Source organism: Staphylococcus sp. GW823-FHT05F06 (assembly GCF_058795495.1).
Window position 1 is genome coordinate 227,656 of record NZ_JBXAHW010000002.1, and the last position, 24,768, is coordinate 252,423.

The following is a 24,768-nucleotide window of genomic DNA, read 5'->3' on the forward strand; positions in this document are numbered from 1 at the left end:
TTTTACATACTTATAAAAATGAATGAAACACATGCACAGGGGGACACACGAAGTGGAACGCACATTTTTGATGATTAAACCGGACGCTGTCCAAAGAAATTTAATTGGTGAGATTATATCTCGCATTGAAAAGAAAGGTCTTAAGCTTGTTGGCGGTAAGTTTATGCAAGTGCCTATGGAACTAGCTGAAAAACATTATAGTGAACATGAAGGAAAACCGTTCTACGACAAGTTAATTTCATTCATTACTTCTGCACCCGTTTTTGCTATGGTAGTAGAAGGTGAAAATGCTGTAGCTGTATCTCGTAAAATTATTGGAAGCACAAATCCAAGCGAAGCAGCTCCTGGTACAATCCGAGGCGACTATGGTTTAAATCTAGGTCGTAATATTATACATGGTTCAGATTCAACAGAATCAGCACAACGTGAAGTTAAATTATGGTTTACAAGTAGCGAAATTGCTGATTATAAAGAACCAAGAGAAGATTGGCTATACGAATAATAAAAATATCAAATAATGAAATTCATTTTATCCATTAATGTCTGTGACGCATATTTGTGTCTCAGGCATTTTTTATGATTAACCAAATTTTATTTGCTTAAAATAATACTTATTGAATTAGTCTATTTATTTTTTTATCTAGGGATTTAACGATGCAATACCGTATATTGTTCGATTATATAGCAATTTTATCTTTTGACAATTGAGCATTCATTATTAAGTAATGACCTACTTTTAATATATCAATCATGTATCTAATGATTTCGGTCTTTTGAGTTTTTTAATAGACTGATCTTTAATTGGTATAATGTCACTATGACATAACAATCATCTTGGTGCTATTCTTTTTTAAATATTTATAACTGCTAAAATAAAAATCTCCTTGTTTGTCTAACTGACTTATGTTGTGTGATTGAATATGATAATATATTAAACATATTACAATTTAATGTATTGAAGAATAGAAAGGGGCGTGCGATCATGAGATACCTTACATCCGGTGAATCACATGGACCACAACTTACAGTCATCATAGAAGGTGTACCAGCTAATTTAGAAATTAAGGCTGAAGATATTAATAAGGAAATGTTTAAACGTCAAGGGGGATATGGTCGGGGGCGTCGTATGAAAATTGAAAAAGATACTATAGAAATTGTGTCAGGCGTCAGAAATGGCTTTACTTTAGGAAGTCCAATAACTTTAGTAGTTACTAACGACGATTTCACTCATTGGAGAAAAATAATGGGCGTCGCACCAATTAGTGATGAAGAAAGAGAAAATATGAAACGTACCATTACAAAACCTAGACCGGGCCATGCTGATCTTATAGGTGGCATGAAATATAATCATCGTGATTTAAGAAATGTGCTTGAGCGTTCATCTGCTAGAGAAACAGCAGCAAGAGTTGCTGTGGGTGCTGTTTCAAAAATTCTTTTAGAACAATTAGATATCCACTTATATAGCCGTGTAGTCGAAATTGGTGGTATTAAAGACAAAGGTTTATATGATGTAGATATGTTCAAAAATAATGTAGATAAAAATGATGTACGTGTAATTGACGAAAATATTGCGCAACAAATGAGAGATAAAATAGATGAAGCGAAAAAAGACGGAGATTCAATCGGGGGCGTAGTTCAAGTAATGGCTGAAAACATGCCTATTGGAGTGGGAAGTTATGTACACTATGACCGTAAATTAGATGGACGCATTGCACAGGGTGTTGTGAGTATCAACGCCTTCAAAGGTGTAAGTTTTGGTGAGGGATTTAAAGCAGCTGAAAAACCTGGTAGCGAAATTCAAGATGAAATTCATTATAATCAAGATTCAGGCTATTTTAGAGCTACAAATCACTTAGGTGGATTTGAAGGAGGCATGAGTAATGGGATGCCTATAATTGTTAATGGTGTCATGAAGCCTATTCCTACTTTATATAAACCACTAAACTCAGTTGATATTAATACTAAAGAAGACTTCAAAGCTACTATAGAACGCTCAGATAGTTGTGCAGTGCCCGCAGCTAGCGTAGTATGTGAACACGTTGTCGCTTTTGAGTTAGCAAAAGCAGTACTCGAAGAGTTTCAATCTAACCACATGGACCAACTCGTAGCACAAATTAAAGAGCGTCGACAACTCAACATAGAATTTTAATTACCCTAGAATGATTGAGGTGAAAGCATGGAACTTAAAACATCATATGCAAGTGATAATTATCCCATCATCGTTAAACATCACGCAATTAACTCTTTAGAAAGATACATTAAAAATGAAGAACAACGATTTTTCATTATAGATAAGCAAGTCTATAATTTATTTGTAGATAAACTTGAAGCTTTGGCTCAAAAATTTGATGCTAAATGTATCGTAATCCCTTCTGGGGAAACGTCAAAATCATTCGAACATTATCATCGTACTATTGAATATTTACTAAGCCATCAATTAACACGTCAAACATGTATTGTTGCCATTGGTGGTGGTGCAACAGGAGATTTCGCAGGGTTTATTGCTGCAACTTTACTTAGAGGAGTATCATTTGTTCAAGTACCGACAACTATTTTAGCCCACGATTCAAGTGTAGGTGGTAAAGTTGGAATTAATTCTGAGCATGGTAAAAATTTAATTGGTGCTTTTTATCGACCCAAAGCTGTCATTTATGATTTAGATTTTTTAGAAACTCTACCATATTCTGAAATACTAAGTGGCTATGCTGAGGTCTATAAACACGCTTTATTAAACGGTGAGAAATCAACAAAAAATATCGAATCTAATTTTACCTCAAATAAAGTTTTACAAGCGTTAAAAAATCTAGATTATTATTTATTTGAGGGTATAAAAACAAAACTAAATATTGTTGTTGAAGATGAAAAAGAAAAAGGTAAAAGAAAGTTTCTTAATCTTGGTCATACATTCGGTCATGCAATTGAATATGAGCATAAAATACCTCATGGTCATGCAGTTATGATTGGTATTCTTTATCAATTTATTGTTGCGAACCATTTGTTCGAGACAAATTATAACATTCAACACTATATTAATTATATGAAAAAACTTAAATATCCATTATCTATCATCAAACAACTTCATTTTGAAGATACTTACCATTTTATGCTTCTAGATAAAAAAAATGATTACAATGGTATTCAAATGGTCTTACTTAAAAATTTAGGGAAACCAGTTGTCACTCATGTTGATAAGGATACACTTTTATCAGCTTTCGAGGAATTACAATCTTATTTTAAGTAGGTGAATCAAATGAATAACAGTGAAATAATTAATATTAATGGACCACTCAAAGGTGAAATAGAAGTACCCGGTGATAAATCGATGACACACCGCGCTATTATGTTAGCTTCATTAGCTAAAGGCATATCAACCATTTATGAACCCTTAATGGGCGAAGATTGTCGACGTACTATGGATATCTTTAAACTATTAGGTGTAACAATTGAAGAGCAGGACAATTCTATCATAATCAATTCACCAGGATATCAAAATTTCATAACGCCACACCAAGTGCTCTATACTGGTAATTCTGGTACTACTACACGGTTACTTGCAGGTCTTTTAAGCGGATTAGGCATTGAAAGTGTGTTATCTGGTGATGTATCTATAGGCAAAAGACCCATGGATAGAGTGATGAAACCTCTGTTAAAAATGAATGCTAATATATCTGGAATTGATAATAATTACACACCACTTATAATTAAGCCTTCAACTATTAAAGGTATAAATTATCAAATGGAAGTTGCAAGTGCACAAGTTAAAAGTGCTATTTTACTTGCTAGCCTATTTTCAAAAGAAGCCACGACACTTACAGAATTTGATGTAAGTAGAAATCATACAGAAACATTGTTTGCACACTTTAACATTCCTATATCAATTCAAGGTAAAACAATCCAAACCATACCTTATGCAATTGAACATATACAGCCTAGAGATTTTCATGTTCCAGGAGATATCTCATCTGCTGCATTTTTCATAGTCGCAGCCCTAATTACGCCCGGTAGTGACATTACAATTCATAATGTTGGCATTAATCCCACTCGTTCAGGTATCATAGATATCGTTAAACAAATGGGAGGAAACATTGAATTAAGTAATGTAAGCAAGGGTGCAGAACCAACTGCATCAATACATGTAAAATATACACCGAACTTGAATGCTGTTACAATTAAAGGCGACTTAGTTCCAAGGGCTATCGATGAATTACCAGTTATTGCACTACTTTGCACACAAGCTTCAAATTCTTGTATTATCAAAAACGCGGAAGAATTAAAAGTGAAGGAAACAAATCGTATAGATACTACTGCAGACATGCTAAATTTACTTGGTTTTAATTTACAACCCACACATGATGGACTTATTATACATCCATCAGAGTTTAGATCAAATGCAACTGTAGATAGTCAAACAGATCATCGTATAGGAATGATGTTAGCTGTAGCTTCACTACTTAGTTCAGAACCACTCAAAATAGAGCAATTTGACGCTGTTAATGTTTCCTTCCCAGGTTTTTTACCTAAACTAAAGCTTTTAGAAAATGAGGGAAAATAAACAATGGAAGATATCTACAAACTTATAGACGATATCAATCTACAAAAAATAGAAAACTTAGATTCTCGAGTAAATGAGGCATTGAGTTCAAACAATGATGATGCATTATTTATACTTGGTGAAACTTTATATAATTTCGGTCTTACACCTCAAGGGTTAGAAGTTTTTAGAACGTTGTATCATAAATACCCAGATGAAAGTGAATTACTCATTTACTTTATCGAAGGTCTCATGTCTGAAAACCAAACTGACGAAGCACTTGAATATTTAGCACAAGTAGAACCATCTACCGAAAAGTTGATGCTAGAAGCCGATTTATACCAACAAATAAATATGTTAGAAGTAGCAATTGACAAATTGCAAGAAGCATTAGATCTTGAACCTAATGATCCAATTATTCACTTCGCCTTAGCAGAGCTATTATACTACGATGGGCAATACTTACGAGCTACAAGAGAGTATGAAACAGTATTAGAAACTGGTGAATATGAAGTTAATGGAGTAAATATTTTTTCGCGAATGGCAGATTGTAGTTTACAAAGTGGTAATTATTCAGATGCTATTAGCTTATTTGATGAAATTAATGAAGAAGAGATGAATTCTGAAGATTACTTTAAAAAATCAATTGCTTATGAAAAAAACGATTTAACTCAAGAAGCAATTAAAATTATGCAAACATTACTTTCAAAAGATCCTGATTTTATACAAGGATATTTTTATCTTCAATCTCTATTTGAAAATGAAAAAAATTATCCTGATGCTATAGAAACTGGTAAGGAAGGATTACGTTTAAGTCAATTTTACAAAGAATTAATGGTTTCTACAGGTAGCTTAGAAATTGAGCATGGAGATGCAAATGAAGGTGTAGAATTGCTAAAACAAGCCTTAGAAGTCGATAATGCATATCATGAACCATTGTTGATTTTAAGTGATTTATATCGTAATGAAGAAGACTATGAATCAATTATACAATTGTTGACTTATGTAGATGAAGAAGATTTAGACCCTATTTTCATGTGGCATTTAGCATATGCATACGGTCAAGAAGAACGAGATAAAGAAGCGCAACATTTCTTTGAATTAGCATATCCAACATTACAAACCCAAGTTGAATTTTTAAGCGATTATTATTTCTATTTATTAGAAATTGGACAAAAAGAAAAAGCAATTTTGATTTTAAATCAATTATTAGAAATTGATCCAAGCAATGAAAATTGGCATGACGAGTCAATGAGATTGCAAATATAAGTTGGTGACTTAAATGAATGATTCTCTTATTCGTATCAAACAAAATTTTATAGAATATATTCTGTTTAACTATCGTTTTAAATCAAGAATCACTGTGTGGGTATTAAATTATTTAAAGGCAAATCAAGATAAGCTAAATAATGTACATTTCGTAAATAGTAAAATCAATAATCATTATACCTTAGAAATTGCAGAAGTGGATGCAACTGCTTCTGCAATTCAATTGAGCAAGGATAATAAATCTTATATTAATACAAATCAAATTTTTAATTATATTGCAAATCATACATTAAGATTAGATATACAAATACATTTTGCTAATTGTCACATCCGAGAATCTCGCTTAGATGATTTAATATTAATGCAGCTCATACATTCACCTAGTTATTCATCTTATGTACAAGACTTATATTCAATTTCTATGGATAAAAGAAAACAAACATTTATTATTCAAACCTTACAAAACAATATTGATTTAAGTTTACAAATGAATGAACCTGATTATTTTTATCAACTCACACAAATACTTAATGTATTAAAATCAAAAGATATTCAATCAACTTTACATGAAAGGTAGTTCATACTAAGATGTATCAATGGCTTTGGGAAACTTCACTTTATCAAAAATGGTTGATTTCTTTTATTTTAATTTGCAATATATTTGGTACGATATACGGTTATCATTGGTATAGTAGTCAATTAGCTAACACACCAAATTATTTTAAATTATTTGTTCCAGATAGTCCCACTGCTACATTATTTTTATGTTTATCATTATTATTCATACTATTTAATAAGCGTTATGCCCTGATTGACGCTTTAGCTTTTATAACTCTATTTAAATATGGTAGTTGGGCTGTAATTATGAATATTTTGATGTTTATAAAAATGAATGATATTGCCATAAACGGACTTATGTTGCTCATTTCTCACGCAATTATGATATTAGAAGCTATCTATTTTTATCCTCGTTTTAAAATATCTAAATTGGCTGGATTGATGAGTTTCATATGGGTGACGATCAATGACGTAATAGATTACATATACGGACAATATCCCTACTATGATTTTATCGCCAAACATTTAATTGAAGTAGGGGTATTGGCTTATAGTCTCACTATCATTTCGTATATTTTATTTTTAAAATTACAAAAGTGGTTGAAAGTTAAAACATTTGATTAAAGACAAATTTGACAGTAAAATGAAAATAAAGGAGAGTGAGTTTAATGTCTTTAATATCAATGATTATATATTTCGTAATATTAATGGTCATTCCAATGTGGGCTCAACACAAAGTTAAATCTAATTATGAAAAATACTCACAAGTGAGATCCACAAGCGGTAAAACTGGTCGTGAAGTTGCTGAAGAAATTTTACATGCTAATGGCATTTACGATGTTGACGTCGTTAAAGGCGAAGGTTTCTTAACTGATCACTATGACCCAAATAAAAAAGTTGTTTGTTTATCTCCTGCAAACTACGATAGACCATCAGTTGCTGGTACTGCAATTGCAGCCCATGAAGTAGGACATGCAATTCAACATCAGCAAGGATACGCACCATTAAGATTTAGAACAGCATTAGTACCATTAGCTAATATTGGTAGTTCTTTAAGCTACATTATTATTATGGTAGGTATTGTTTTAACAGCTCTCGGTAGTGTCTTTGGCTCTACAGTTCTATGGGTTGGTGCTGGTTTAATGTCACTTGCAGTTTTATTCTCTATCGTGACATTACCTGTTGAGTTTAACGCTAGTTCAAGAGCGATGAAACAAATAACAGCTTTAAATATCGTTAATGAGAAAGAATACAAACACGCGAAAAAAGTTTTATCTGCAGCAGCAATGACATATGTGGCATCTACTGCAGTTGCGTTAGCTGAACTTGCTCGTATTATATTAATTGCAAGATCAAGTGATTAATCATATATAACAACGCAGTTCCTGGTAATCATTACAATGGATTTGTAATGGTTACCTTTTTTTATTTGAATACGTGACAAAATCCTATCTTTTAATCCATATTAAACATTGCACTTGAAATGCAAGTCACTTTATTTTGTAATATACTATATAAGAATAGCGATAAAGGAGTACTTCTATATGAAATCTATGGAGCAAATGCAACAAGAAGTTGATGACTATATCAGTCAGTTTAAAGCTGGTTATTTTTCTCCACTTGCTAATCTAGCAAGAATGACAGAAGAAGTTGGAGAATTAGCACGCGAAATTAACCATCATTTTGGAGAGAAAAAAAAGAAAGATACAGAAGAAGATAATACAATTAAAGCTGAATTGGGAGACAATTTATTTGTTTTACTGTGTATTGCAAACTCTCTAAACATAGATATGACAGAAAGCTTTAATGACACGATGAATAAGTTTAATACAAGAGATAAAAATCGCTTTGAAAGAAAATAATTTAAGAAAGGATGGGCACAAATGAAAATCGGTATAACGTGTTACCCGTCCATGGGTGGTTCTGGCATTATTGCTACAGAACTCGGTATTAAAATGGCAGAACGTGGCCATGAAGTTCACTTTATTACCTCAAACATACCCTTTAGAATACGCAAACCTTTACCTAACATGACGTTCCACCAAGTTGAAGTCAATCAATATGCCGTATTCCAATATCCACCATACGATATTACATTAAGTACAAAAATTTCTGACGTTATACAAGAATATGATTTAGACATATTGCATATGCATTATGCTGTACCTCACGCTGTATGTGGTATATTAGCGAAACAAATGTCAGGTAAAAACGTCAAAATTATGACAACACTACATGGCACTGATATAACTGTGTTAGGTTATGACCATACTTTACAAAACGCGATAAAATTTGGCATAGAACAAAGTGATATTGTAACAAGTGTTAGCCATTCTCTAGCACAGCAAACTTATGAAATTATCAATACTAAAAAGGAAATCATCCCTATATATAATTTTGTAAGGGAAAATGAATTCCCAACTCGGCATAATGAAGAATTAAAAGATTGTTATGGTATTTCACCTGAAGAAAAGGTATTGATACATGTTTCTAATTTCAGAAAAGTAAAACGTATTGATACAGTGATTGAGACATTTGCAAAAGTTCATGAGAGTATACCATCCAAGTTGATACTTTTAGGAGATGGTCCAGAATTAATCGATATGCGACATAAAGCACGAGAACTTGATGTTGAAACACACGTACTCTTTTTAGGCAAACAAAATGACGTAAGCGCATTCTACCAACTATCTGATTTAGTACTACTCTTAAGTGAGAAAGAAAGTTTTGGATTAACTCTCTTAGAAGCAATGAAAACAGGCGTCTTACCTATAGGGAGTCATGCAGGTGGTATTAAAGAGGTCATCAGACATGAAGAAACTGGATTTATAGTAGATATAGGGGATAGTACACAAGCTGCAAAATATGCTATTAAACTTTTATCAAATCCAGAGTTATATCAAAAAATGCAATCACAAATGCTGAAAGATATTGAAGCAAGATTTAGTTCAGATTTAATTACTGACCAATATGAAAACTATTATCGAAAGATGCTAGAACAAGGTGAGAACAACAATGAGTCATGAGATATTTGAACAAGCAAAACCTATTTTAAAAAAGATTCAAAATAAAGGTTTTAAGGCTTATTTCGTTGGCGGATCAGTACGTGATTACATCATGCAACGACCTATACATGATGTTGATATTACCACCAGTGCAACGCCTGACGAAATAGAATCTATATTCGATAAAACCATACCAGTGGGGAAAGAACACGGTACGATCAACGTGGTCTTTCAAAATGACAATTATGAAATTACTACATTCAGATCTGAAGATGAATACATCGATCATCGTAGGCCAAGTGAAGTGTATTTTGTAAGAGACTTATATCAAGATGTTCAACGTAGAGATTTTACAATGAATGCTATAGCAATGGATTTAAATTACCGGTTGTATGATTATTTTAATGGTCAACAAGATATAAACAATCGAGTAATTCGTACTGTTGGTGTACCAAGTGAAAGGTTTTCAGAAGACGCGCTTCGTATCATTAGAGGATTACGTTTTCAATCACAACTTAATTTTCAAATTGATTCAGACACATTACATGCAATGTCTTCTCAGATTTCAGATATACAATATTTATCCGTTGAACGTGTAGTAGTAGAGCTTAAAAAACTTATCATGGGAAACAATGTTAAACAAAGTTTTGAAGTCATGCAAAACATGAAAGCATTTAATTATATACCTTTTTTCAAATCATTTGAGATGTCTCATCTTCATATAGATGAGCCCATCACATTTGAACTTTGGATTGCAATCTTAATCGTCCAACAACCAAAAGATATACAATTAAGCACCTTGAAAATCAGCAATCAAGAAAAAGCAACTATCAAAAAATGGGTTACACTCATCCAAACATTGCCTAAGATACAGTCAAAGCAATCTTTAATAACATTAGTATATGATTACAATTTAAATGATATTGAAATCCTATTATCATTACATCATTTGCTTAAACAAAATGGGCTTACAACAGCCAATCATTTAATCATTAATGAAATAAGTATTCGCGAAGCAAATGAAAAATTACCTATCCATTGCAGAAAAGAATTGGCAATAAATGGTAAAGATATACTCAATCATACGAATAAAAATTCAGGACCATGGCTAAAAGATACACTTAGAGAAATAGAAATCGCAGTCATATCAAATCAAATAGTCAACACTAAAGAAGAAATATTAGAATGGGTGGATGCACATGTCAAAATATAGTCAAGACGTCATTAGAATGTTGTATGAACATCAATCAAATTACATATCAGGGCAATATATTGCCGATCAACTCAATATTTCTAGAGCAGGTGTCAAAAAAGTTATTGACCTATTAAAAGAAGATGGTTGTGATATCAAGTCAATAAACCACAAAGGCCATCAACTGAATTCATTACCTGATCAGTGGTATAGCGGTATTGTAAAACCTATTCTCGATGAACTTGGCCTTTTTAATCATCTAGAAGTTTATCACACTGTAGATTCAACACAATTAAAAGCAAAGAGAGCACTCGTTGGAAATAAAGATACTTTTTTAATTTTGAGCGATGAACAAACCGAAGGTAGAGGTAGATTCAATCGTAATTGGGAATCATCTAAAGGAAAAGGCTTATGGATGTCACTAGTGCTAAGACCTGACGTACCTTTTTCTATGATACCTAAATTTAATTTATTTATTGCTTTAGGTATTAGAGATGCTATTCAACAATTTTCGAACGAACGTGTAACAATTAAATGGCCAAATGATATATATATTGGTAATAAAAAAATTTGCGGATTTTTAACTGAAATGGTTGCAAATTATGATGAAATAGAAGCAATAATTTGTGGTATAGGTATAAATATGAATCATGTTGAAAGTGATTTTGACGAGGATATTAAAGATAAAGCAACAAGTATACGCATGCATTCCGATAGTATAATTAATAGATATACTTTTTTAACTGCATTATTAACTCAAATTATACATCGCTTTGATCAATTTTTACATCAAACTTTTGAGTCAATTCGAGAAGAATATATTCACGCTACAAATATATGGCATCGTCAACTTAAATTCACTGAAAATAATCATCAATTTTTGGGGGAAGCCATAGATATTGATTCAGATGGATTCCTTATTGTTAAAGATGAAAAAGGTCAATTACATCGACTTATGAGTGCAGATATAGATTTATAAACACAAAAATGAGGAGCGGACATTATGGGAATAGCAACATTTGCAGTTGTTGATTTAGAAACAACTGGAAATCAACTGGATTATGATGAAATCATTCAAATTGGTATTACGTTTGTGCGTCAGAATCAAGTAATTGATACATACCATTCAATGATACGTACCGATTTAGAAATTCCACCGTTTATCCAAGCCTTAACTTCTATAGAAGAAGAAATGTTAGTACAGGCACCTTATTTTAATGAGGTCGCAGATGACATTTATCAACTTATCAAAGACTGTGTTTTTGTTGCACATAATATCTCATTTGATCTTAATTTTATAAAAAAAGCTTTTGAAAAATGTAATATTCAATTTAAACCTAAAAGAGTAATGGATACTTTAGAATTGTTTAAAATCGCATTCCCTACAGACAAAAGCTACCAGTTAAGTGCATTGGCTGAATCTCATCATATACCATTAAATAATGCACATAGAGCAGATGAAGATGCAACAACAACTGCTAAATTGATGATTAAAGCTTTTGAGAAGTTCGAGCAATTGCATTTAGATACACAAAAACAACTGTACTATTTAAGTAAAAATCTCAAGTATGATCTTTATCATATTTTGTTTGAAATGGTTAGAAATTATCAAACTAAACCGCCTAACAACCAATTTGAACAATTTGAACAAATTATTTACCGTAAACAAATTGATTTAAAAAAACCGGCTGTCAATTTTGATGGTACCTTAAAAGATTTATATAAAAATGTCACTCAATCATTAAATCTTACATATCGGCCACAACAGTTATACCTAGCCGAAATTATACTTGATCAGTTGATGCATAGTGATAAGGCAATGATTGAAGCTCCTTTGGGTAGTGGAAAGTCTCTTGCTTACCTGCTTGCAGCAACAATGTATAATATTGAGACCGGTCGTCATGTAATGATTTCAACAAATACAAAATTATTACAAAGTCAGCTATTAGAGAAAGACATACCATTACTCAATGATGTTTTAGATTTTAAAATTAACGCGTCATTAATCAAAAGTAAAAATGATTATATATCTCTTGGTCTTATCAGCCAAATTCTTAAAGACGATACAAATAATTATGAAGTAAGTATTCTTAAAATGCAGTTACTTATTTGGATAACTGAAACAAATACTGGGGACATACAGGAATTAAATCTTAAAGGTGGACAAAAAATGTATGTTGACCAAAAAATTGAAACATACGTTCCAGTTCGTCATGATATCCATTATTATAATTATATAAAAAGAAATGCTCAAAACATACAAATTGGTATCACTAATCATGCGCACTTAATTCATTCAGACAGTGAAAACACTATATATCAACTATTTGATGATTGCATCATCGATGAAGCACATAGATTGCCTGACTATGCGCTAAATCAAGTTACTAATGATTTAAATTATTCAGATGTTAAATATCAATTAGGACTTATTGGCAAAAATGAAAATGAAAAACTACTTAAAGCAGTAGACAAACTTGAGCAACAACGTATTTTAGAGAAACTAGATATTGCACCTATAGACGTTTTTGGACTGAAAATAAATATCAATGAGTTACATGATTTAAATGAGCAACTATTCACTACAATTTATAATATTATTCAAACATCAGACGTTTATGATGATGACATTCATAAGTATCATTACGTTTATGACTTTGAAACGGGTGAGATTTTAAAAGATTTACGTGCAATCATAGATAAATTAAATAAAACGATAGAAATTTTTAACGGAATGAATCACAAAACAATCAAGTCTGTACGGAAACAATTATTATACTTACATGACAAATTTAAACTTATCGAACAAAGTATAAAAGATCATCATACAAGCTTTATTTCAATTAAAAATTTAGCACAAAAATCAACAATCCGACTCTTAGTCAAGGATTATGATGTTAAAGATATCTTGACGAAACAAGTACTCGAAAAATTTAAGTCTCTTACATTTATATCTGGCACATTAACTTTCAATCACTCATTTAAAGCATTTCAAAATTGGTTTAATGAAGATATAGACTTTAATACATTTGAAATTTCAACACCTTTAACATCATCCAACCATACAAATGTTTTTGTGCCCAATGATGTTGAAACGTACAATTATAAAAATTTAGACGATTATGTAGCTTCAATTGTAGACTATATTGTTGAATACATCACAGTGACACAGTCGAAATGTCTTGTCTTATTTACAAGCTATAAAATGATGCATATGGTTCAAGATTTGTTAAATGAATTACCTGAGTTAGAAGATTATGTCATTTTAACCCAACAACAAAACCAAAATTATAAAATTGTTCAACAATTTAATAACTTTGATAAATCTATACTTCTTGGAACATCAACATTTTTTGAAGGTTTTGATTTTCAAGCCAATGGCCTTAAATGTGTAATGATAGCTAAATTACCATTTATGAATAAACATAATATTAAATACTGGCTTATGGATTCTGAATTCACATCAACTTTTAAAGATTATGTATTACCTGATGCTGTAACAAGGTTTAGACAAGGTCTTGGACGTCTTATTCGACACGAAGACGACAAAGGACTTATTGTGTCATTTGATGATCGACTAGTAAATAGCACATATAAAAGCTTTTTTGCTCAATCACTAGAACATTTTAAACAACGAAAAGGTAATATTAAACAGTTTAATAAATTACTGAATCAAATACAGAGGTCTATCGATAATGAGAGTAAAAGCTAACGTTTTAGAAATATATAATAAATAATATCGAATGATTCCAGTTACTCAACTTGTAGAAGTTAAAGACATATTTTGTTAAAATAAATAAGTATTTAAAAAGAAAAATATAGGAGTTTGGTTATGAAAACTACGATTAAACAAGCGAAAAAACATCTTAACCAAGAAGTAACAATTGGTGCTTGGTTAACTAATAAACGTTCAAGTGGTAAAATAGCGTTTTTACAATTACGCGATGGTACAGGATTTATGCAAGGAGTAGTAGTAAAATCTGAAGTAGATGAAGAAACATTTCAACTAGCAAAAGATATAACTCAAGAATCATCTTTATACATCACAGGAACGATTACAGAAGATAATCGTTCTGATTTAGGCTACGAAATGCAAGTTAAATCAATCGAAATTGTACATGAAGCACACGATTATCCTATTACACCAAAGAATCATGGAACAGAATTTTTAATGGATCATCGTCACTTATGGTTACGTTCAAAAAAACAACATGCTGTCATGAAAATAAGAAATGAAATTATCCGTGCAACATATGAGTTTTTCAATGAAAATGGCTTCACTAAAATTGATCCACCTATTTTAACAGCAAGTGCACCAGAGGGAACAAGTGAGTTATTCCATACAAAATATTTCGATGAAGATGCATTCTTATCACAAAGTGGGCAGTTGTATATGGAAGCAGCCGCAATGGCTCACGGACGTGTTTTTTCATTTGGCCCAACTTTTCGTGCAGAAAAATCTAAAACACGCCGTCATTTAATTGAATTCTGGATGATTGAACCAGAAATGGCCTTTACAAATCATGCAGAAAGCTTAGAAATACAAGAACAGTATGTGTCTCACATTGTTCAATCTGTTTTAAATCATTGCCAATTAGAACTCAAAGCTTTAGATAGAGATACAACTAAACTAGAAAAAGTTGCTACACCTTTCCCTAGAATTTCTTATGATGATGCTATCGAATTCTTGAAAAAAGAGGGATTCGATGATATTGAATGGGGTGAAGACTTTGGTGCACCTCATGAAACAGCCATCGCTAATCACTATGATTTACCAGTATTCATTACAAATTATCCAACTAAAATTAAACCATTCTATATGCAACCAAATCCAGACAATGAAGATACAGTATTATGTGCTGATTTAATTGCGCCTGAAGGTTACGGTGAAATTATTGGTGGTTCCGAACGTATTAATGATTTAGAATTATTAGAACAACGCATTAATGAGCACGAATTGGATGAGGAAAGTTATAGCTATTATTTAGATTTACGTCGCTATGGTAGCGTACCACATAGTGGTTTTGGCTTAGGCTTAGAGCGAACAGTAGCTTGGATTTCTGGAGTTGAACATGTTCGTGAAACATCCCCATTCCCACGTTTACTTAATCGCTTATATCCATAATTGATTATTCATATTTATGTTCAAAATGCCATTTTGAAACGTCCAGTCACTTTAAGGCTGGACGTTCATTTTAAATAGGAGGTAGTAATATTATGGATCTAATTCAATTAAAAACAAGACCTGTTGTTATAAGACGAGAATTGTTTGATCATTATTCAGAGTTAGGTTTGGATGAACAAGATTTAGTTATTTTGATAAAACTTTTATATGCATCTGAAACTTCTAATAAGCAACCTTCTATTGAATTTCTTCAAAAAGGATCAACTATGGAACCTCGTCAAATTACTTCCGTAATACAAAACTTAATTCAAAGAGAATTATTAGAACTCAATGTTAGTAAAGACGAAGAAGGTAAATTCACTGAATACATGAATTTGGATCCCTTCTATCACAAATTAAATCAATTATTAAAACATCAATACTTAAAACATGAGGAACAAGATAAAAAAGAGCAGTTTAAGCAATTGTTTCAGATAGTTGAGCAATCGTTCGGCAGACCACTATCGCCGTATGAAATTGAAACATTAAATCAGTGGATTGATGTCGATCACCATGACTTATCAGTTATACAAGCCGCTCTTGATGAGGCACTTAGCCAAAATAAACTTAGTTTTAAATATATTGATCGTATTTTATTAAATTGGAAAAAGAATAATGTGAAAACAGTTGACGATTCAAAGAAAATAAGAGAACAGTTTAACAAACCAAAAATGAAACATGTTGTTAAAAAGGTGCCTAAATTTGACTGGTTGAATGGAGAGAATCCTAATGATAAGTAAGAAAAAAGCATTACAAATGATTGACGTTATAGCAGATATGTTTCCTAATGCAGAATGCGAATTAAACCATAGAAATGCATTCGATCTTACAATAGCTGTATTATTATCAGCACAGTGTACTGATAATCTAGTCAATCGTGTCACTCAATCATTATTTAGAAAATATCGAACACCTGAAGATTATTTAAATGTGAGTGATGAAGAATTACAAAATGATATACGCTCTATTGGATTATATCGCAATAAAGCCAAAAATATAAAAAAATTATGCCACTCTTTAATTGAACAATTTAATGGTCAAATCCCACAAACACATAAAGAATTAGAGAGTCTAGCTGGAGTGGGGCGTAAAACAGCAAATGTTGTAATGAGTGTCGCATTTGGAGAACCTTCTTTAGCTGTCGATACTCATGTTGAGAGAGTTTCTAAACGTTTGGGAATTAATCGTTGGAAAGATAGTGTAAGACAAGTAGAAGATCGATTATGTGATATTATCCCAAGAGATAGATGGAATAAAAGCCATCATCAATTAATATTTTTTGGGAGATATCATTGTCTTGCTAGAAAACCTAAATGTGAGATATGTCCGCTGTTAAATGATTGTAGAGAAGGACAAAAACGACATAAAGCAAAGATAAAGGAGGCGTGATGATATGATTGAAAAACAGGATTTCAATCATATAGAGGACCAACTTGATCAACTAGCAAGTAATAAACAACTCAAAACACCAGAAGCTAGGGAACTTTTAGATAGTTATTTCGATTTAATTATTAATTATTTTAAACAAATAAATAACATAGATGAAATTCATTTTAATCAACTCGATACATATCCAGTAGTTCCAATGAATTTTGATGAACGCTATCATTATATGGTTGCACGTAAACACCATTTTATGGGCTATCGTCAAATGAAAACATTGAAATCAGAATTAATAAAAATGAATGCATCTTATCTAATTAGAAAGCAACGTCAACAAAAATAAATTATACTTAATTTTAATTATTCGATTTTATACCTATATCAACATTTACACTTCACATACAATGTAGTTAATCAAATTAATTAATAACTAGAGAACTTAGATTATTATTGCACATGCTAAATTTACTTTTCTAAGACAGAAAAAGCTCCAATTTCATTTTCTTGAAATTGGAGCTTTAAGTTTATTTATTTATGAAACTTTATAATCGAATATAGAGTTTAAATTGAACAGACGTGTAAATGCATTGCCTGAGTTACCTTGACTGGTACCATTCGAACTATTCGAGTTGTTTCCACTTGATGCTGAGTTAGAGCCACCATTTGATGAAGAAGATGTATCGCTACTTCCATGAACACTACGGTTAGTAGTATTATTATCAGAATGACCTGATACAGATAGACTGTCCGGTGAACTTCCTTGTACATCATTAGGCTTTTTGAAATCTTCACCATCTTTAGATGAGATACTAGACATCACATCTTCATACAAGTATTGTGGATAATCTTGTTCTGAATGACCGATAAATGAATTTGTTCCATATTGTTTAACCTTATTGAAGCCCATCCATACCGACATAGTATATTCTGGACTGAAACCATTAATCCAAACATCTTTGGCAGCATTATCAGGTAAATTATACTTTTCGTATATTTCTTGTCCATACGTACCAGTACCAGTTTTCGCACCCATGTTTACGCCTGACACACCATGTCCATAAGCCGAACCATATGCTTTAAATGTACCTTTAAGAATTTCAGCTAACATATATGATGTATAGTCTTTCATAGCTTTGTGACTCGTATGTTCATACTCAATTGTATCTCCTTCATGAGTAACAACTTTTTGTATTGAATGCGCGTTATTATAAGTACCACCATTTGCTATTGCTGCAAAAGCGGAAGCTAGTTGAGTAGGTGAGAATTCTGATGAAGATCCACCTAATACTTCAGAAGGTCCAATTTTGCCACTATAATCCAATCCTAATTTAGATGCAAATTTCTGAGGTGCATCATTACCAGCTTGACTTTTAACTTGTTGCCAAGTTTTTAAAGCTGGAATATTGAAACTTTGACGCAATGCATCATAGATAGAAACTGTTCCATGGCCTTTCGTATCATAGTTCTTGAATTGAGAACCATCTACCCAATATGATGATTCGTCTTGAATCGCATGATTTGTTGACCACTTCATATTTTCTATTGCAGGTCCATAAGCTAAGAAAGGTTTTAATGATGAACCAGTAGGGTGAGGGTCAGTAGCTTGGTTTCTTTCAACAACATTTTTATAATTACGTCCACCTGAGATCGCAACTAATCCACCAGTTTTACTATCTAGAATTGTTGCACCAACTTGTTGGTCTTCATTCTTGTAGAAAGAACCATTGTTAATTCGATCTTGTAACGTTTGTTGAACATCTTTATCCATATTAGTATAAATTTTTATACCACTTTGAAGAACTGAACCTAAATTTTTATCCTTAAAGTACTTGTTATTCATTAATTCAGATTGAACGAAATTAACGTAAGAATCATACTCAGGATTTTTTTCATTTCCAGTGACTTGACGTTCTTTTTTAGTACGTTCAACTAAGTTAGCTTTAAGATCAATCTTCTTCGCATCCGCATATTGTTTATCATTAATACGGTTATGTTTATGCATAAGATAAAGCACAGTATCTTTACGATTATTAGCTTCCTTAGGATTGTTGTAAATGTTGTAAAGGTTAGGAACTTGAGGTAAACCAGCTAGATAAGCTTCTTCAGCTAAATTTAAATCCTTCATATCTTTGTTGAAGTAATATTTAGCGGCGGCCTTAATTCCAGTAACGCCATCCGAATAATAAATCTTATTCATGTAAACTTGGAATATTTCATCTTTGCTGTACTCTTGTTCTAATCTATAAGAAAGATAAGCTTCTTGTGCTTTACGACCGATAGATTTTTGTTGTGTCAAGAATGAGTCTTTTACAACTTGTTGTGTAAGTGTAGACGCACCTTGCGAACCAAATCCACCTGTTAAGTTTTTACCAATGGCACCAAATAAACGTTTGTAATCTAATGCTCCATGTTGGTAGAAACGGTTATCTTCAGTAGCTAAAACAGCGTTTTTCATGTCTTTAGGAACATCTTTGATATTCACATGTTCATGTCGCTGTCCGTTATCAAGTGTTTTTACAAGTTCTCCGTTTTTATCGTAAATCTTTGCTGGAATTGGATCATCTAATTTTGATTCGCTAAATGCTGGAGCTTTCCACGCATAATAAGCAAACAACAAGATACCGAGTAGCAATAGAACGAAAAAGGCAATAATCATAAAACCTATAATCTTAATAATCGTTCTCTTTACATTCCTATTCTTTTTTCCATTGGACTTCCCATTGTTGTTCTTTTTAGGTTGGGAAGACCCTTTATTTTCCGTCATACGCGGTCCTCACTTTCATCTAATATCAACTTATCAACTGCCTTGAGGTAATTCAATCTTGGTTGATATTGATAAGGAATATGGTAACCATTTTTCCGAATTTCTTCAACAGTTATCGACTTTTTAATATTATTAATGTATCTTTGCCAATATTTTTCAAATTTTGAATAGGGTAAAAGATACACTTCATCAAGTGATTTAAAACGTATCATTAAAAAGACAATTCCTTTTTGATGATATGTATTTTTCATATGTTCTACTTGATGTGCATGAATATTATTGAGTGGAAATGAAGTTTTGTTCTTAGTTTCTTTAGCTTCAAAATCAATGTAATATCCATTATAGACACCATTATAATCAGTTGTTGAAGGAGTGCGAAAATAAGCCTCATTTATTACAGCCTTACTACGTTTCGGATAGTGAACATTAACTATTTGAACCGGAGTCGGCTTTTTATGAATAACTGCTATGCCACTTTTAAGATAGAAAGTATTCGATTGTTCAATATCTTTCTCTAGTGTCATACCTCGTCCACCATATTCAATATTACTTGAAAATGGCGAACTCTTACGTCCGTCCAAAGGCTTATTTTTAGAGTATGGTTTACCATTTGGATAATTCATCATAATTCACCACACAAGTTTGTTCCTATTTTATACTAAATGATTATTTAAAATTATAAAATTAAAACAAACTATCGTATTTGAATGTATATGTCACAAAGAAAACATACATCAATCACTATTTTAACTTGCTTATGCCAATCTGTCACGATTTCTTTCATAAATGAAAGATAAATGTAATCTTCAAGTTAATAAAATTCCATAAATTTCATATTTTTTTATTTAGTATTACTAATAGAATTTAACAAACCAAAAATATCATTTTCTAATTTTTTACTCTATGTATATTTCCATGACTTTCGGATTTATAATATGTTAAATTAATTAAGTAGGAGGCATCTAAATGTATCAAATCATTAAACAATTGTTAGAGGATATTGATGAAATGAATTATAGGTATCAACATGTAAAAATTAATGGCGGTTCATTCGATTTTTATAAAGATGTTGAACCCTATGTCAAAAATATTGATAATCATTTAGAGGCACTCAACTGTTACTCAAAAAGCATTACAGAAACACAATATATGAGCCAACAAAAGTTAGATATATTGATATTAAATATACAAAAGCTTTCTGTAGATTGTCATTTTCCTAGAACGAGCCGTAAATTATTTGTCGAAAAACTTAAAAGTGCCCAGTACGATTTAAAAAATATTTTATCGAATTATGTTTAGTGAGGAAAAAAATGGTTAAAACTGTTTATATTACTGGTTATAAATCTTTTGAACTGAATATCTATAAAGACGATGCGCCAGAAGTATATTATTTAAAGCAATTTATAGCTCATAAATTAAAACATCTTTTAGATGAAGGTTTAGAGTGGGTATTGATACAAGGACAAATGGGTATAGAATTATGGTCTGCTGAAGTAGTGATTGAACTAAAAAAAGACTTCCCAGATATTAAACTAGGTATAATTACGCCATTTATAGGTCATACACAACGATGGAATGATAAGAATCAAGCTAAGTATACAAATATTATACAACAAGCCGATTTTACTGAAAGCATTCATCACACTGAGTATATGGGTGCCTATCAATTTAAACAAGCAGATCAATTCATGCTTGATCATACCGATTACACTATTTTAATTTATGATGATGAACAAGAGGCAAGCCCTAAATACTTTAAGGCTATGTTAGTTGAATTTATGGAAAAAACAAACTATACTTGTGATATTGTGACGTTTGATGAACTCACTGACTTCATCAACGACTTGCAGTGGTCTCAAGATCAAAGTTTCGAATGAGGTGGAAAAAAAGATGTCAGATGTTTCATTAAAATTATCAGCGAAAGATATTTATGAAAAAGATTTCGAAAAAACTATGGCAAGAGGCTATAGAAGAGAAGAAGTAGACGCTTTTTTAGATGATATCATTACAGATTATCAAAAAATGGCGGATATGAACAATGAAGTAGTAAAGCTTTCTGAAGAAAATCACAAATTAAAAAAAGAACTTGAGGAATTAAGATTACGTGTTGCTACATCAAGACCACAAGACAATAAAAACTTTTCTTCAAATAATTCAAGCAGTGCTTCAAATAATGTAGATATTTTAAAACGTATTTCAAACCTTGAAAAAGCAGTATTCGGCAAATAAAATTTTTACTTATTTCGTATAAATTTTATGACTTTATACTTAAAATTATGTTATAATCTCAAAAGTGATATTTCGGGTAATCGCTATAGCAATATAGAGGAAAGTCCATGCTCACACAATCTGAGATGATTGTAGTGTTCGTGCTTGATGAAACAATAAATCAAGGCATTAATTTGACGGCAATGAAATAACCTAAGTCATTGGATATGGTTAGAATAGTTTGAAAGTGCCACAGTGACGTAGCTTTTATAGAAATATAAAAGGTGGAACGCGGTAAACCCCTCGAGTGAGCAATCCAAATTGGGTAGGAGCACTTGTTTAGCGGAATTCAACGTATAGACGAGACGATTTTTACGCGAAAGTAAAAATATGTAGACAGATGGTTACCACCGACGTACCAGTGTAACTAGTACACATTATGAGTACAACGGAACAGAACATGGCTTACAGAAATATCATCACTAGTTTAGCTCTCCCAATTATGGAGAGCTTTTTTAATTGAAATCATAATTGATTTAGAATAATTTATTACAATATACACTTTACATTTATGGTTTTCCGCTTCAAAATCAAATTAATTAATACTTATAAATATTAAAATTATACATATATTGATTCAATAAATTAAAAGGAGACTCGGTCATGTTTCAATTATTAGCAGTATGTCCAATGGGATTAGAAGCAGTTGTAGCTAAAGAAATACAAGAATTAGGTTACGATACACAAGTAGAAAACGGTCGTATCTTTTTTGAAGGTGATGAAAGTGCTATTGTTAGATGTAACTTATGGTTACGTACCGCAGACCGAATAAAAATTGTAATGGGTCGATTCAATGCTACTACTTTCGACGAATTATTTGAGCAAACAAAGTCATTACCATGGGAGACCGTAATTGACAAAGAAGGTAATTTCCCGGTTCAAGGGCGGAGTGTAAAATCAACATTATATAGTGTACCTGACTGCCAAGCAATTACTAAAAAGGCTATAGTAGAACGACTTAAGCATGCTCATCAAGAAAAAGGATGGCTAAGTGAAACAGGCGCCAAATATCCTGTAGAAGTAGCAATATTAAAAGATAATGTATTATTGACCATTGATACTGCTGGTTCTGGACTCAACAAGCGAGGTTATCGCATTGCTCAAGGTGAAGCACCCATTAAAGAAACATTGGCAGCAAGCCTCATTCGTTTAGCAAATTGGAATGGTAACACACCTTTAATTGATCCTTTCTGTGGTTCAGGCACCATTGCTATTGAAGCATGTCTTATTGCACAAAATATTGCACCTGGTTTTAATAGGGATTTTGTATCTGAACAATGGAATATGATGCCACCTAATATTTATGACAAATTTCGTGATGAAGCTGATCAATTGGCTGACTATGATAAAGACATACAAGTATATGCTTCTGATATTGATCCAGAAATGATTGAAATTGCAAAACGTAATGCAGAAGAAGTTGGTCTCGGAGATATCATACAGTTCAATGTTAAAGATGTGAATACTTTGTCTATTGATACCGACAAGCCTGTAGCACTTGTTGGCAATCCACCGTATGGTGAAAGAATTGGAGATCGTGAAGAAGTTGAAGAAATGTATCGTTATATAGGTACACTTTTGAAACAACATCCTCATTTATCGGCCTACATATTAACAAGTAACAAAGAATTTGAATACTTAGTTAATCGAAAAGCGACTAAAAGACGTAAGTTGTTCAACGGGTATATTGAATGTACGTACTATCAGTATTGGGGTAAAAAGCAAAGTAATAAAAATTAAATTTTACATTTTATAATACTTGTGTAATTATAGTAATTATTCAAGTACTATTTATTCGCACTCTTATCTTGACTGTAGTACAGTTAAATAGGAGTGTTTAATTTTATTAAAAAATAAGTCATATACTAAAAATGTATCATATTTTAATTAGAAAGGGGCTTTTAAATATGAAGACTGTTTTGATTGTAGGCGCAAATGGTAGAGTATCTATCGAAGCGACAAAAATTTTCCTAGAGAACTCAAGATTTAATGTTGATTTATTTTTGAGAAATGCGCATCGTATACCTGATTACGCCTCTAATAGAATTAAAGTTTATGAGGGAGACGCTAAAAATATTGAGGATTTAGAAAGTGCTTTAAACAATGTTGATGTTGTTTTTGCAAGTTTATCGGGATCACTTGATAAACAAGCTGAAACTATCGTAAAAGCCATGGATAACAAAAATGTTAAGAGACTGATTTTTGTAGCAGCTCCTGGTATTTATGATGAACTACCAGAACCATTCAATCAATGGAATAAAGAACAATTTGGCGAAAAATTGAATCGCTACCGCAAAGCATCTGATATTATAGAAAATTCAGATTTAGATTACACAATAATACGTCCAGGCTGGCTTACAGATAAAAATGAAAATGTATATGAGATCACAGCAAAGAACGAAACATTTAAAGGTACTGAAGTATCACGTAAAAGTGTAGCATCTTTAGCAGTACAAATTGCCAAAAACCCAGAACTACACTCTAAAGAAAATATTGGTGTGAATAAACCTAATACAGAAGGTAATAAACCTGCTTGGTTCAATTAGTATAAAGTTTGTATCTACATGCATGGGTTTTCAATCAATATTATGATAGAATTTGAAATAGATAAATAAGCTTAAATTTAGGGCAAGT

24 protein-coding genes and 1 other RNA gene are annotated in these 24,768 nt (G+C 31.8%); 23 read left to right on the top strand and 2 right to left on the bottom strand.

Annotated elements, in window-relative coordinates; all coding sequences use genetic code 11:
• The first annotated feature begins 52 nt into the window (after nucleotides 1-52).
• From ndk to AC1Q7N_RS02725, 17 genes are all read left to right on the top strand, one after another.
• On the top strand, nucleotides 53-502 hold the full coding sequence (gene ndk, locus AC1Q7N_RS02645) for a nucleoside-diphosphate kinase (protein WP_001831235.1): 450 nt from the start codon (nucleotides 53-55) through the stop codon (nucleotides 500-502).
• A gap of 480 nt (nucleotides 503-982) precedes the next feature.
• Nucleotides 983-2,149 carry a chorismate synthase gene (gene aroC, locus AC1Q7N_RS02650; RefSeq protein ID WP_001831020.1) on the top strand — a complete coding sequence of 389 codons (1,167 nt, stop codon included), beginning with the start codon at nucleotides 983-985 and terminating at the stop codon, nucleotides 2,147-2,149.
• 27 nt (nucleotides 2,150-2,176) lie between these two features.
• Entirely contained in the window at nucleotides 2,177-3,241 is a 1,065-nt protein-coding gene (gene aroB, locus AC1Q7N_RS02655; protein ID WP_001831320.1) for a 3-dehydroquinate synthase, read from the top strand.
• 9 nt (nucleotides 3,242-3,250) lie between these two features.
• Nucleotides 3,251-4,552 carry a 3-phosphoshikimate 1-carboxyvinyltransferase gene (gene aroA / locus AC1Q7N_RS02660; RefSeq protein WP_001831249.1) on the top strand — a complete coding sequence of 434 codons (1,302 nt, stop codon included), beginning with the start codon at nucleotides 3,251-3,253 and terminating at the stop codon, nucleotides 4,550-4,552.
• 3 nt (nucleotides 4,553-4,555) lie between these two features.
• Nucleotides 4,556-5,800 (top strand): tetratricopeptide repeat protein, encoded by a 1,245-nt coding sequence (locus AC1Q7N_RS02665; protein WP_001831060.1) that lies wholly within the window; start codon nucleotides 4,556-4,558, stop codon nucleotides 5,798-5,800.
• Nucleotides 5,801-5,813: 13 nt separating this feature from the next.
• Entirely contained in the window at nucleotides 5,814-6,377 is a 564-nt protein-coding gene (locus tag AC1Q7N_RS02670; RefSeq protein WP_001831161.1) for a YpiB family protein, read from the top strand.
• An 11-nt stretch (nucleotides 6,378-6,388) separates the two neighbouring features.
• Nucleotides 6,389-6,982 (top strand): DUF1405 domain-containing protein, encoded by a 594-nt coding sequence (locus AC1Q7N_RS02675; RefSeq protein WP_001831230.1) that lies wholly within the window; start codon nucleotides 6,389-6,391, stop codon nucleotides 6,980-6,982.
• Nucleotides 6,983-7,026: 44 nt separating this feature from the next.
• Nucleotides 7,027-7,722 carry a zinc metallopeptidase gene (locus tag AC1Q7N_RS02680; RefSeq protein ID WP_001831045.1) on the top strand — a complete coding sequence of 232 codons (696 nt, stop codon included), beginning with the start codon at nucleotides 7,027-7,029 and terminating at the stop codon, nucleotides 7,720-7,722.
• Nucleotides 7,723-7,902: 180 nt separating this feature from the next.
• Entirely contained in the window at nucleotides 7,903-8,220 is a 318-nt protein-coding gene (locus AC1Q7N_RS02685; protein ID WP_001832769.1) for a nucleotide pyrophosphohydrolase, read from the top strand.
• Nucleotides 8,221-8,241: 21 nt separating this feature from the next.
• A complete protein-coding gene (gene bshA / locus AC1Q7N_RS02690) occupies nucleotides 8,242-9,384 on the top strand; it encodes an N-acetyl-alpha-D-glucosaminyl L-malate synthase BshA (RefSeq protein ID WP_001831222.1) in 1,143 nt (380 codons plus the stop codon).
• Nucleotides 9,374-10,576, top strand: coding sequence for a CCA tRNA nucleotidyltransferase (locus tag AC1Q7N_RS02695; protein ID WP_001831104.1), 1,203 nt, complete (start codon nucleotides 9,374-9,376; stop codon nucleotides 10,574-10,576). The genes bshA and AC1Q7N_RS02695 overlap by 11 nt, the downstream gene beginning before the upstream one ends.
• Complete coding sequence (locus AC1Q7N_RS02700; RefSeq protein ID WP_001831050.1) at nucleotides 10,563-11,534, top strand: biotin--[acetyl-CoA-carboxylase] ligase; 972 nt, start codon at nucleotides 10,563-10,565, stop codon at nucleotides 11,532-11,534. Before AC1Q7N_RS02695 ends, AC1Q7N_RS02700 begins: the two co-directional genes overlap by 14 nt.
• Nucleotides 11,535-11,558: 24 nt before the next feature.
• Complete coding sequence (locus tag AC1Q7N_RS02705; RefSeq protein WP_001831318.1) at nucleotides 11,559-14,267, top strand: helicase C-terminal domain-containing protein; 2,709 nt, start codon at nucleotides 11,559-11,561, stop codon at nucleotides 14,265-14,267.
• 120 nt (nucleotides 14,268-14,387) lie between these two features.
• Nucleotides 14,388-15,680 (top strand): asparagine--tRNA ligase, encoded by a 1,293-nt coding sequence (gene asnS / locus AC1Q7N_RS02710; protein ID WP_002439780.1) that lies wholly within the window; start codon nucleotides 14,388-14,390, stop codon nucleotides 15,678-15,680.
• Nucleotides 15,681-15,772: 92 nt separating this feature from the next.
• The gene (locus tag AC1Q7N_RS02715) at nucleotides 15,773-16,459 is read left to right on the top strand and encodes a DnaD domain-containing protein (protein WP_001831014.1); all 687 of its coding nucleotides are present in this window, start codon (nucleotides 15,773-15,775) and stop codon (nucleotides 16,457-16,459) included.
• A complete protein-coding gene (gene nth, locus AC1Q7N_RS02720) occupies nucleotides 16,449-17,108 on the top strand; it encodes an endonuclease III (RefSeq protein WP_001831179.1) in 660 nt (219 codons plus the stop codon). Before AC1Q7N_RS02715 ends, nth begins: the two co-directional genes overlap by 11 nt.
• Before the next feature lie 4 nt (nucleotides 17,109-17,112).
• Nucleotides 17,113-17,445, top strand: a complete 333-nt coding sequence (locus AC1Q7N_RS02725; protein ID WP_001831277.1) for a YpoC family protein — start codon at nucleotides 17,113-17,115, stop codon at nucleotides 17,443-17,445.
• Nucleotides 17,446-17,634: 189 nt separating this feature from the next.
• Here the strand turns inward: AC1Q7N_RS02725 and AC1Q7N_RS02730 are convergent, their stop codons facing one another.
• Nucleotides 17,635-19,866 carry a transglycosylase domain-containing protein gene (locus AC1Q7N_RS02730; protein ID WP_001831032.1) on the bottom strand — a complete coding sequence of 744 codons (2,232 nt, stop codon included), beginning with the start codon at nucleotides 19,864-19,866 and terminating at the stop codon, nucleotides 17,635-17,637.
• Nucleotides 19,863-20,489: a Holliday junction resolvase RecU gene (gene recU, locus AC1Q7N_RS02735; protein ID WP_002476769.1), complete on the bottom strand. Its 627-nt coding sequence runs from the start codon at nucleotides 20,487-20,489 to the stop codon at nucleotides 19,863-19,865. Before recU ends, AC1Q7N_RS02730 begins: the two co-directional genes overlap by 4 nt.
• A gap of 343 nt (nucleotides 20,490-20,832) precedes the next feature.
• Here recU and AC1Q7N_RS02740 point away from each other — a divergent pair, with 343 nt between their 5' ends.
• From AC1Q7N_RS02740 to AC1Q7N_RS02765, 6 genes are all read left to right on the top strand, one after another.
• Complete coding sequence (locus AC1Q7N_RS02740) at nucleotides 20,833-21,165, top strand: YppE family protein (protein WP_001831244.1); 333 nt, start codon at nucleotides 20,833-20,835, stop codon at nucleotides 21,163-21,165.
• Nucleotides 21,166-21,176: 11 nt separating this feature from the next.
• Nucleotides 21,177-21,743, top strand: coding sequence for an SLOG family protein (locus AC1Q7N_RS02745; RefSeq protein ID WP_001831285.1), 567 nt, complete (start codon nucleotides 21,177-21,179; stop codon nucleotides 21,741-21,743).
• Between the two features lie 13 nt (nucleotides 21,744-21,756).
• Nucleotides 21,757-22,095, top strand: coding sequence for a cell division regulator GpsB (gene gpsB / locus AC1Q7N_RS02750; RefSeq protein ID WP_001831034.1), 339 nt, complete (start codon nucleotides 21,757-21,759; stop codon nucleotides 22,093-22,095).
• Nucleotides 22,096-22,163: 68 nt separating this feature from the next.
• Nucleotides 22,164-22,547: RNase P RNA component class B (gene rnpB, locus AC1Q7N_RS02755), an RNA gene on the top strand.
• A gap of 190 nt (nucleotides 22,548-22,737) precedes the next feature.
• Complete coding sequence (locus AC1Q7N_RS02760) at nucleotides 22,738-23,874, top strand: THUMP domain-containing class I SAM-dependent RNA methyltransferase (RefSeq protein WP_001831166.1); 1,137 nt, start codon at nucleotides 22,738-22,740, stop codon at nucleotides 23,872-23,874.
• Between the two features lie 167 nt (nucleotides 23,875-24,041).
• A complete protein-coding gene (locus AC1Q7N_RS02765; RefSeq protein ID WP_001831317.1) occupies nucleotides 24,042-24,680 on the top strand; it encodes an SDR family oxidoreductase in 639 nt (212 codons plus the stop codon).
• The last annotated feature ends 88 nt before the right edge of the window (nucleotides 24,681-24,768 follow it).

What these genes read in the sequence shown, in the direction of transcription:
- aroC (WP_001831020.1), top strand. Translation starts at nt 983, where the DNA reads ATGAGATACCTTACATCCGGTGAATCACATGGACCACAACTTACAGTC.
- aroB (WP_001831320.1), top strand. Translation starts at nt 2,177, where the DNA reads ATGGAACTTAAAACATCATATGCAAGTGATAATTATCCCATCATCGTT.
- aroA (WP_001831249.1), top strand. Translation starts at nt 3,251, where the DNA reads ATGAATAACAGTGAAATAATTAATATTAATGGACCACTCAAAGGTGAA.
- AC1Q7N_RS02665 (WP_001831060.1), top strand. Translation starts at nt 4,556, where the DNA reads ATGGAAGATATCTACAAACTTATAGACGATATCAATCTACAAAAAATA.
- AC1Q7N_RS02670 (WP_001831161.1), top strand. Translation starts at nt 5,814, where the DNA reads ATGAATGATTCTCTTATTCGTATCAAACAAAATTTTATAGAATATATT.
- AC1Q7N_RS02675 (WP_001831230.1), top strand. Translation starts at nt 6,389, where the DNA reads ATGTATCAATGGCTTTGGGAAACTTCACTTTATCAAAAATGGTTGATT.
- AC1Q7N_RS02680 (WP_001831045.1), top strand. Translation starts at nt 7,027, where the DNA reads ATGTCTTTAATATCAATGATTATATATTTCGTAATATTAATGGTCATT.
- AC1Q7N_RS02685 (WP_001832769.1), top strand. Translation starts at nt 7,903, where the DNA reads ATGAAATCTATGGAGCAAATGCAACAAGAAGTTGATGACTATATCAGT.
- bshA (WP_001831222.1), top strand. Translation starts at nt 8,242, where the DNA reads ATGAAAATCGGTATAACGTGTTACCCGTCCATGGGTGGTTCTGGCATT.
- AC1Q7N_RS02695 (WP_001831104.1), top strand. Translation starts at nt 9,374, where the DNA reads ATGAGTCATGAGATATTTGAACAAGCAAAACCTATTTTAAAAAAGATT.
- AC1Q7N_RS02700 (WP_001831050.1), top strand. Translation starts at nt 10,563, where the DNA reads ATGTCAAAATATAGTCAAGACGTCATTAGAATGTTGTATGAACATCAA.
- AC1Q7N_RS02705 (WP_001831318.1), top strand. Translation starts at nt 11,559, where the DNA reads ATGGGAATAGCAACATTTGCAGTTGTTGATTTAGAAACAACTGGAAAT.
- asnS (WP_002439780.1), top strand. Translation starts at nt 14,388, where the DNA reads ATGAAAACTACGATTAAACAAGCGAAAAAACATCTTAACCAAGAAGTA.
- AC1Q7N_RS02715 (WP_001831014.1), top strand. Translation starts at nt 15,773, where the DNA reads ATGGATCTAATTCAATTAAAAACAAGACCTGTTGTTATAAGACGAGAA.
- nth (WP_001831179.1), top strand. Translation starts at nt 16,449, where the DNA reads ATGATAAGTAAGAAAAAAGCATTACAAATGATTGACGTTATAGCAGAT.
- AC1Q7N_RS02725 (WP_001831277.1), top strand. Translation starts at nt 17,113, where the DNA reads ATGATTGAAAAACAGGATTTCAATCATATAGAGGACCAACTTGATCAA.
- AC1Q7N_RS02730 (WP_001831032.1), bottom strand. Translation starts at nt 19,866, where the DNA reads ATGACGGAAAATAAAGGGTCTTCCCAACCTAAAAAGAACAACAATGGG.
- recU (WP_002476769.1), bottom strand. Translation starts at nt 20,489, where the DNA reads ATGAATTATCCAAATGGTAAACCATACTCTAAAAATAAGCCTTTGGAC.
- AC1Q7N_RS02740 (WP_001831244.1), top strand. Translation starts at nt 20,833, where the DNA reads ATGTATCAAATCATTAAACAATTGTTAGAGGATATTGATGAAATGAAT.
- AC1Q7N_RS02745 (WP_001831285.1), top strand. Translation starts at nt 21,177, where the DNA reads ATGGTTAAAACTGTTTATATTACTGGTTATAAATCTTTTGAACTGAAT.
- gpsB (WP_001831034.1), top strand. Translation starts at nt 21,757, where the DNA reads ATGTCAGATGTTTCATTAAAATTATCAGCGAAAGATATTTATGAAAAA.
- AC1Q7N_RS02760 (WP_001831166.1), top strand. Translation starts at nt 22,738, where the DNA reads ATGTTTCAATTATTAGCAGTATGTCCAATGGGATTAGAAGCAGTTGTA.
- AC1Q7N_RS02765 (WP_001831317.1), top strand. Translation starts at nt 24,042, where the DNA reads ATGAAGACTGTTTTGATTGTAGGCGCAAATGGTAGAGTATCTATCGAA.